Genomic DNA, 8,620 nt, shown 5'->3' with positions numbered 1-8,620 from the left:
TAGAGATCAAGATAGAGAGTGGTGGGCGCAATCTTATTACTGTAATAGATAATGGAAGTGGAATAGAAAAGAATGATCTAGAACTTGCATTTATGCGTCATGCTACTTCAAAATTAGGCGATAGTGAATTAATAGAAATCAGGCATCTTGGCTTTAGAGGAGAAGCGCTGCCTTCGATAGCAGCAGTAAGTAGGATAAAGTTATCTTCTAGAGCAGGAGGAGCAAATGAAGCTTGGTCTATAAGGTATGAGGGTGGAGAAAAAGTAGGGGAAATTACGCCTTACCCTTTATCACAAGGCACATATATTGAAGTACGAGATTTGTTTTTTGCCATTCCAAACAGGCTAAAATTTCTAAAAACCGAAAGAGCAGAAACTCAAGGCATTGTTGATATTGTAAATAACCTAGCAATGATTAACTATCGTATAGGGTTTACTCTCACTTCAGGTAATAAAAAGCTTTTGAAATATGCCAAGCAAACCTCGTTGTTTAGTAGACTATGTGAAATAGAAAAAGAATTTCAAAATAATTTTCTGGAGGTTAATGAAGAAGAAGGTGGCATCAAACTGACAGGACACGTCTGCAAACCGACCATCAATCGAGGTAAGTCTGATATGATTTATACATTTGTCAATAGAAGGCCAATAAAAGATAATCTACTTGTTGGTGCGGTTCGGTACGCGTATCATGATTTTGTTCCAAACGATAGATATCCCTTTGCAGCGTTGCATTTGGAGGTGCCATATGATCAAGTAGATGTAAATGTACATCCAAATAAATCAGAAGTAAGATTTCAAAATAAGAGACTAATATATGAAATAGTGACAAGAGGGCTAATTAAGGCATTGTCAACAAGAATAGGCAGCTTTACAATGAGTGATGCTAGAATAACAGAGGGGCTTAAGGAAGGTTCACCTTTCGATGTTGGCAAAGGGAGTGATGAGCTTATTGATAGTGGAAAAAGCAAAGAAGCGGAAAATCGGAAAGAATCTCATGAAAGAAGGCCAAATCCTTTAAAAAATCAACTGACGAAAGAATTTTTTTTTCCAAGTGGAAGAGTAAAAAGCCTGTCGGAACAGTTAAAATCGTTTGATTACACTGGTATACAAAAATTTCCATCACAAGTGGAGACTATAGCTCCAGAAAGAGAACAAATTGATTTGATAGAGAGCCATCCGCTCGGGTTTGCACGTTGCCAGGTCTACAATACTTATGTTATTGCTGAGGCTAGAGGCAAATTGATTATAGTTGATCAGCATGCAGCCCATGAAAGGCTGATATACGAGTGCTTAAAACAAAAATCAAGTATAAAAAGACAAAAATTACTACTTCCTGAAGCGATTGAAATCAAAAACCAAGCTGGAATGGAGATGGTTGAGATTTATAAAAATAAGCTTTTCGAAATGGGTTTTGACATTGAAATTAAATCAGAAAATGAGGTTGTGGTAAAGGAAATCCCTGTAATTTTGGGCACAATAGACGTAAAAGAGATGCTGATAAATATAGTTGATAGATTAACGGAAATAGAAGATACACTACCAATAGAAGATAAAGTGAATAAAATGTTGGCCACTATCGCTTGTTATGGATCAATTAGAGCTGGCAGAAAAATGAAATTGGAGGAAATGAATGAACTGCTGAGGCAAATGGAAAAAACACCATATTCGGGACAATGTAACCACGGAAGGCCAACTTATATAGAAATGAAACTAAGTGATATCGAAAAACTATTTGAGCGGAGGTAAGAGGTTGCCATAAGTATGCAGACTTTTATTTCTCGTCATCCAACACTGGCATAAAAACAGAACTAAAAAAAACTACTTGACAAATTCCTCTAACCCCCTTACCATAGTACTGAAGCTATTGTTTATCTTCAGTCCATGCAGATTAAATGATAAAAAAACTCAATGTGCTTAGCTTCTTATATTTAATTTTTTTGCACTACGTGTGCTTAATGTCTTTATAAAACTTTCAAGGTTTTTACCTATATATAACCTAAAATGCGCTTGTTAAAGCGTTTAAGGCAATAAAAAGCTCCAATTTAAAGATAGGTAGTGAATAACTAGCTAACATGGTTCCTTTGCCTTTTTCTGCTTAGTAAATTTCTCAACGTTTAAATTTAGGTCAGTTGCAGTTTAAAAGCAGCTAGATTAGACGTTTAGAATAAAAAAACTCCAATTTATAAAGTTAATATAAATAACTAGCCACCAACCGGGGCTTCTTTTGCCTTTTTTTAGGTAACATTTATCACTCAAAGGGAGGGTGTAATGCCTCGAGAGAATTTTTAATGTGCTCAGGGGGCAGGGCAGTGATAGCGATTTTTTTATCATTCGGCAGTTTTAAAGATAAAGAACACGAATGGAGATGAATTTTATTTACTATACCGTTGATAAAAGCCTTCCTACCACCATATTTACCATCACCAAGAATAGGGCAGTTTATGTGGGCTAAATGCGCCCTTAATTGATGGGTCCTGCCAGTAATTGGTTGCAATTCTAAGTAAGCGACATTATGCTCTAGCTTTGCTATGATTGAAAAACGCGTAGTGGCATTCCGAAATGAATTTTCATCAATGACCACCTTTTCTTGACCTGAAATGCATTTTTTTGCCAATGGATAGTCTATTATTCCTCTATTCTTGTTCGGTACGCCGGAAGTTAATGCTAAATAAGTTTTTTTTACCCTACGTGCTTTGAATTCTTCCATAAGGTATCTGGCAACATTGGCATTGCGTGCAAATATTATCGCTCCGCTTGTATCCCTATCCAGCCTATGGACAATCTTAAATGTTTCCCCCTCTTTGATTTGGTCAAGCAAATCACTAATGCTAATTTTTACCTTCATACCACCTTGAACGATTACTCCTGCAGGTTTGTTTATAGCTAGTATGTATTCATCTTCATACAATATATTATCTTTCAGTAGATTCACTAACTCTTGATTATATTTGCGTTCAGAATTGGTATTTTTAATATAATCTAAGTGTTTTATCGTTATAGTTTGCCTAGAGTTCACCCTATCACTCGACTTCGCTTTGCAGCCATCAACTTTGATCAACTCTCTTCTTAAAAATTTCTCAATTACAGATTGCTTTAAATTAGGAAAAATTCTTCTGATATACCTATCCAGCCTAACGTTGTTATCTTTTACTGATACGGTTTTAACATTTTCCATTATTTTATTTGAATAGACAGTCAGCTATTTGCATGACATAAAAAAGTATAGCACAAAACATGCATCATAAAATCACTTTTCGTAATGTCATTTAAACGAGTAACACACAATTGTACAAGCATTGCGATTTTTAGGTAATTTACGCGGCAGATAGCGTCATGCAAATAGCTAACACTGGCTCCAGCATTTTACACAATCTCATCGAAAACGTTGTTTTAACGTAATACCTTCTATGATCACTAATTTGCTTGTGAACAAGCAAACTTTCCTGTATCCTAGTGTCTAGCACTGGGATGACAGAAAGAGGGCACTGAGATGACGGAAGAAAGGAGCGCTGGGATGACATCTCCTAGGATACTTGGACAACACCCTCACGATGGGCTCAAATTCGACATTCGCACAGTTATTCGCGTAACACTTAGATCCAGAGGCTTTTACAATATAAATCTTATTGTCAAGCAACAGACTGATTTAGCTAAGCAAACTAAACACAAAGTTTAAAATTCTGCTGTTAACTTCCTGCAGAATCAGTGGAACCAGGGATTAGTGCTTGATCAAAGCAACTTAATTAGTTATCCTAAGTTTTTAAATATGGTAAAATGACAGCTTTTGTCCCTCTGTTTATTTTTTTAATCTTATATCTTGGAAGCGGCACTTATTTCTCTTTTATCGGAACTGACAATCCACTTTATCAGGTTTCACCGGTAATTTGCTTACTACCAGCACTATTTTTTGCTGTTTCACGCGGTACAAATAAAATTCAGCATAACATCGATACTGTCATCGAGAGCATGGGTGACAAAAACACCCTTACCATGTGTTTAATCTTTCTATTTTCCGGAGCATTTTCTTCTGTTACCCAATCAATTGGTAGTGCAGACACTGTTGCTAATCTAATTCTCAATTTCCTTCCAACAAGGTTACTGTTACCTGGAATATTCTTGGCTTCTGCTTTTATTTCAACTGCAATCGGTACGTCCATGGGAGTTATTGCGTTAATGGTACCAATCGCTGTTAACCTGGCAAAAAGTGGAGCTTTTGGCCTTGAAATAGGAACTGCAACTGTGGTTGGAGGTTCCATATTTGGTGATAACCTCTCAATGATATCCGACACCACTATTGCATCTGTTTCTTCACAAGGAGCTGCAATAAGGGATAAGCTTAAAGTGAACTCCAAAGTGGCACTTGTTGCAAGCATTATAACGCTTATCTATCTGGCAGTAACTGCAGATAGTACAAAAATTGTTACTATCTCAAACTTAGATTATTTATCGATAATAAAAGTTATCCCTTACATTTCTCTAATAATCATGGGTCTGCTTGAAGTTTCTACTTTAGTAACAATAACTGTAAACATAATTATTGCTGGTGTGCTAGGAACAGTCTTTTTTGACTATGCTATCATTCAATTTCCTCATGACATATATAATGGTTTTAAGGAAGTAAACGAAATAGTGATCTTTGCTCTATTTATTGGTGGACTAAGCCATATAATGTACGAACAAGGTCAAAAAGCATTACATAAACTCATCGATAAAAGTGATATTACAAAGACTAAAGCTGAATTTGTGATAGCAGGAATAGCATCTATGTTCACCGTCCTGGTTGCCAATAATACCATTGCTATTTTACTAAGTGGCGGTATTGCAAAAAGGCTTGCACAAAAACACAATATTGCACTACACCGCAGTGCATACTTATTAGATGTTTTTGCTTGTGCTACAAAAGGCGTCTTGCCTTATGGTTCTCAACTACTGCTAGCAGGTAGCATAGCCTCTATATCACCTATTTCTTTATTAACACATGTGTATTACTGCTTTATTTTAGCAGCAACCACAATAGGTGAAATAATCATCAACAGTAGGCATTATAGGGCTGTGGCTTGATGCATGGGTTGGGTTTAGAGTTTCTCTTATCTTTATATTTTTTGCTTATTTCATCTCTTCCAAAGGCTCTATATTAAAGACAGAAAGCCCAGAAGCAATGACGTGTGCTAAGGCCTGGACTAGAAACATTCTTGCAGCAGTTAGGTCTAAGTTATTTTCCAGTATGAACCGCATGTTTAAGTCGCTTTTGCCATATCCCCATAGAGCATGAAATGCTTCTGCAACTTCAAGTAAGTAGAAAGTGATTCTGTGTGGCTCGTAAAGCCTTGCTGCTATTTCTACTACATCTGGCCACTTTGCTAAGGTTTTTATAAGGAAGAGCTCTCCACCTGTTTTTAAAAGTGAAAGGTCTGCACTTGGGAGTTCTTTTGGAGCATTACGCATCAATGAATGAGCACGAGCGTGAGCATATTGCACGTAAAAAATAGGATTATCTTTTGACTGCTCTTTAACCTTGGCAAAATCAAAGTCTAAGACCACATCACTCCTGCGTGTTAGCATTATAAAACGAGTAATATCTCTGCCAACTTCTTCCACTACATCCCTTGCTGTGAGGAAATTTCCTGATCTTTTTGACATCTTAACAGGTTTCCCATCCTCGAAAAAATTCACAATGTTATGTAGTTTTACCTCTATTTTCGCCTTATTATCGCTCAGCGCAGAGACAACTGCTTTAAGCCTTCTGACATAACCGCCATGGTCACTACCAAGCTCTACGATCATGTTGTTGAAACCACGTGATACCTTATCAAAATGGTAAGCAATGTCCGAGGCAAAATAAGTCCAACTGCCATCCTCTTTTTTCAGTGCGCGATCAACATCATCACCAAATTTCGTGGAGCGAAACAACATCTTTTTTCTGGAAGCCCAATTTTCGCTTTCTTTGCCTTTTGGTTTTTCCAAATACCCTTCATACACTAAACCCTTGTTAGACAACATCTTTATGCTCTCTTCGATTTTGCCACTTTTTTGTAGCTCATATTCTGAAGTAAAAACATCGTGACTTACTCCAAGCAAGCTCATGTCCTTCTTTATAAGTTCTAAAATAGAACTCAAAGTATACTCTCTGATTACCTGATTATCTTGACTATTTAAAAGCTTTGAGCCATATTTTTTGGCTAGCCCCTCCCCTATTGGTTTTAAATATTCGCCAGGATACAAACCTTTTTCGATACAGATCTCCTCTCCCAGAGCTTCCCTATATCGCAAATATACTGACCGAACTAGCATATCTACCTGAGCTCCAGCGTCATTAATGTAGTATTCCTTGGTGACTTTATAACCAACTTTTTTCAGTAAATTTGCTAAAACGTCACCAAACACTGCTCCTCTTGCATGACCGATATGCAGTGGACCAGTTGGATTTGCAGATACAAATTCAACATTGATAGCCTGATTGTTTCCAACATTTAGAGTACCGAATTCTGTTTTCAGCTCATTTATTTGTTTGAGAATCCCATGCCATACTTCTATTTTCAAGTGCATATTAATAAAACCAAAGCCTGCAACTTCCACTTTCTCAATTTCATCAAACAGTTCAAACTCTTTTGCCAATATCTCTGCAATCTCGACTGGATTCTTACTTTCACGCTTTGCAAGTACCATAGCAACATTTGTATAAACATCACCATGTGCTCTATTACTTGGAGGTTCTACGATAAAATTTTCTGCATTTAACACCCCTTGCTTCAACTCATTTAATTTACTAAGGATTAGCAAGGAGATCCGCTTAAAAATGTTCATCAACTAAAAAGCTATAAAATTATAGCAGTATAGTAAATAAATGAGATTAGTTGAAGGCTTATCTTGTGCAGCTTATACAGAAATTACCAAGAGGAAAAAACTTACCAATGCCATATTTTTTCAGACAACGGCACAGGAGTTAAACACAACTTGCAAAATATAAACCGGCATGCTTTAAATGCTCCCCTCTATTTTTATCTACACAGTTTCTCAAAATTAAACAGCCTTTTTGTAGTTAATAACAATCACAAATATTGCAACCTAGACCAGATATTAGCATGGGCTTATTTAAATCAAAAAATTCTGTATGTCACAACTTTTACCATAGGTAGTCCACCTTTCCAACCATAAGGTATTATCACTGTGTTGCCAGAATCATAGGCATGATAACATGAAGCACGATGACCATTATAATATGAATCATGACAATGCTTAAAGCGTAAGTTATGATAATGGTTGAAACATGGATACTCATCTAGAGTTCTCATTTTACCTCCTCAATCTACTGAAGGCTTCATAGGAAAATTCCCTTTGTCCACTATAAACTTTACATGTGATTTCCTGCATTTACTGTAGTAACTCTTTCAGTGGGCTTTTCTATATTTACTGTAGTAACTTTTTTAGGAAGTTTTCTTTCACTTCCATTATCTAACGTAAGTTCTGCAGTAGGTTTCACTGCATCCACTGTAGATTTTACTGAAGTCTCCTCTGTATCTGTTGTAGGTTCTCCAGGAGGTTCCTTCTCCGCTTTCATTTTCCACCGCAGGCTTCGCAGTGGGTTCCCCTTCGCTTTCATTGCCTACTGCAGGTTCTTCAGTAGTTTCCTCTGTAATTTCATTTTGACTAACATCATTTTGAATATCATCGCTTTCTGGCGTAGAAACCTCCTATATAATAAAAACTTTATTTTAAATTAACAGTATTAGTAGGGAAGGCAAGAAAGACCATACATCAAATGGGCTGTCAAAGTTATAAGCCAACAGATAGAGGTATATAATGTATATCCCTTCCTTTTGTTTTGTACTCTATTTATCATATTAAGTCAACGCTATTTGTGACTTAATATGATATCGCTCATTTTGGCTCTCTACGCACTTTTCACGTCTTTCATTCGCTGCAATTTATCTACAAAAATTTATTGCCCCTAAATTATTTCCTTAGTAGAAACAGCTGCTGCAATGTGGTTTGAATATTCAGTTACTCCTTCAGTTTTTGCAACTTCTATTATACTAGTTCCTGTTTTTCCACTTTCACTTCTAGTCCAATATGGTGTATATTAAGCAATACTTTGTTGCCAGAGTCATGAGCATAGCACCATGCTGCATCATAATGATTACTATGACATGGATTGCAATAATGCTTAAAATATAGGTTATGATCGCCTTGAAATGGAGTATGATGATGTTTGAGAAACGTGTGTAAATTAGAAATGCGATAATCGCCTAAAGGCAAAATTTTTGCGCGGTCATATAATCCTTATCTAAGTAAGGCCTATTATCGAATTTATCAGATATGTATAACGGTTTACAATTTGAAAAATGAGATTCACCTATATTATGGTAATAGGCATTGTATGGTATAAAATTGAGTAACAAGTCATAAAAATCCGCTTGAAAAATAACTATTATACTAATTGTATGATAAAATGATTAACAATTTTATAACATAAAGATTAAAATTAGAACACCTAAGACCTTATACCAATCCCACTACACAGAAAGGGGACAGACGAAAGTGGAAAAAAGTTATAACGTCATCCAATAGAAACGAAAGAAACTACTTAAAGATTCCTCCAGTTTCCTTATTATAGTATTGAA

6 protein-coding genes are annotated in these 8,620 nt (G+C 36.1%); 3 read left to right on the top strand and 3 right to left on the bottom strand.

All coding sequences use genetic code 11. From position 1 onward, the window contains the following. A partial coding sequence (gene mutL / locus IHO13_RS03285; protein ID WP_225538262.1) for a DNA mismatch repair endonuclease MutL occupies nucleotides 1-1,745 on the top strand: 1,745 nt, incomplete at its 5' end. A gap of 502 nt (nucleotides 1,746-2,247) precedes the next feature. Here mutL and IHO13_RS03280 read toward each other — a convergent pair. Continuing rightward, nucleotides 2,248-3,174 carry an RluA family pseudouridine synthase gene (locus tag IHO13_RS03280; protein WP_255586085.1) on the bottom strand — a complete coding sequence of 309 codons (927 nt, stop codon included), beginning with the start codon at nucleotides 3,172-3,174 and terminating at the stop codon, nucleotides 2,248-2,250. A gap of 315 nt (nucleotides 3,175-3,489) precedes the next feature. Between IHO13_RS03280 and IHO13_RS03275 the strand changes: the two genes are divergently transcribed. After that, the gene (locus tag IHO13_RS03275; protein WP_225538261.1) at nucleotides 3,490-3,675 is read left to right on the top strand and encodes a hypothetical protein; all 186 of its coding nucleotides are present in this window, start codon (nucleotides 3,490-3,492) and stop codon (nucleotides 3,673-3,675) included. A gap of 98 nt (nucleotides 3,676-3,773) precedes the next feature. Continuing rightward, entirely contained in the window at nucleotides 3,774-5,060 is a 1,287-nt protein-coding gene (locus IHO13_RS03270) for a Na+/H+ antiporter NhaC family protein (protein ID WP_225538260.1), read from the top strand. A 45-nt stretch (nucleotides 5,061-5,105) separates the two neighbouring features. On the opposite strand, the gene argS is transcribed toward IHO13_RS03270, so the two are convergent. Together argS and IHO13_RS03260 are read right to left on the bottom strand one after the other, a co-directional pair. Beyond that, nucleotides 5,106-6,803 (bottom strand): arginine--tRNA ligase, encoded by a 1,698-nt coding sequence (gene argS, locus IHO13_RS03265; RefSeq protein ID WP_225538259.1) that lies wholly within the window; start codon nucleotides 6,801-6,803, stop codon nucleotides 5,106-5,108. 547 nt (nucleotides 6,804-7,350) lie between these two features. Then, the gene (locus tag IHO13_RS03260) at nucleotides 7,351-7,557 is read right to left on the bottom strand and encodes a hypothetical protein (RefSeq protein WP_225538258.1); all 207 of its coding nucleotides are present in this window, start codon (nucleotides 7,555-7,557) and stop codon (nucleotides 7,351-7,353) included. Between the last annotated feature and the right edge of the window lie 1,063 nt (nucleotides 7,558-8,620).

Source organism: Wolbachia endosymbiont of Mansonella perstans (genome assembly GCF_020278605.1).
Classification (GTDB): domain Bacteria; phylum Pseudomonadota; class Alphaproteobacteria; order Rickettsiales; family Anaplasmataceae; genus Wolbachia.
This window is presented reverse-complemented; position numbering and strand designations above follow the sequence as displayed.

Coding starts and splice junctions, on each gene's coding strand:
- IHO13_RS03260 (WP_225538258.1), bottom strand. CDS start 7,557: ATGAAAGCGGAGAAGGAACCTCCTGGAGAACCTACAACAGATACAGAG.
- IHO13_RS03280 (WP_255586085.1), bottom strand. CDS start 3,174: ATGGAAAATGTTAAAACCGTATCAGTAAAAGATAACAACGTTAGGCTG.
- IHO13_RS03275 (WP_225538261.1), top strand. CDS start 3,490: ATGACGGAAGAAAGGAGCGCTGGGATGACATCTCCTAGGATACTTGGA.
- argS (WP_225538259.1), bottom strand. CDS start 6,803: ATGAACATTTTTAAGCGGATCTCCTTGCTAATCCTTAGTAAATTAAAT.
- IHO13_RS03270 (WP_225538260.1), top strand. CDS start 3,774: ATGACAGCTTTTGTCCCTCTGTTTATTTTTTTAATCTTATATCTTGGA.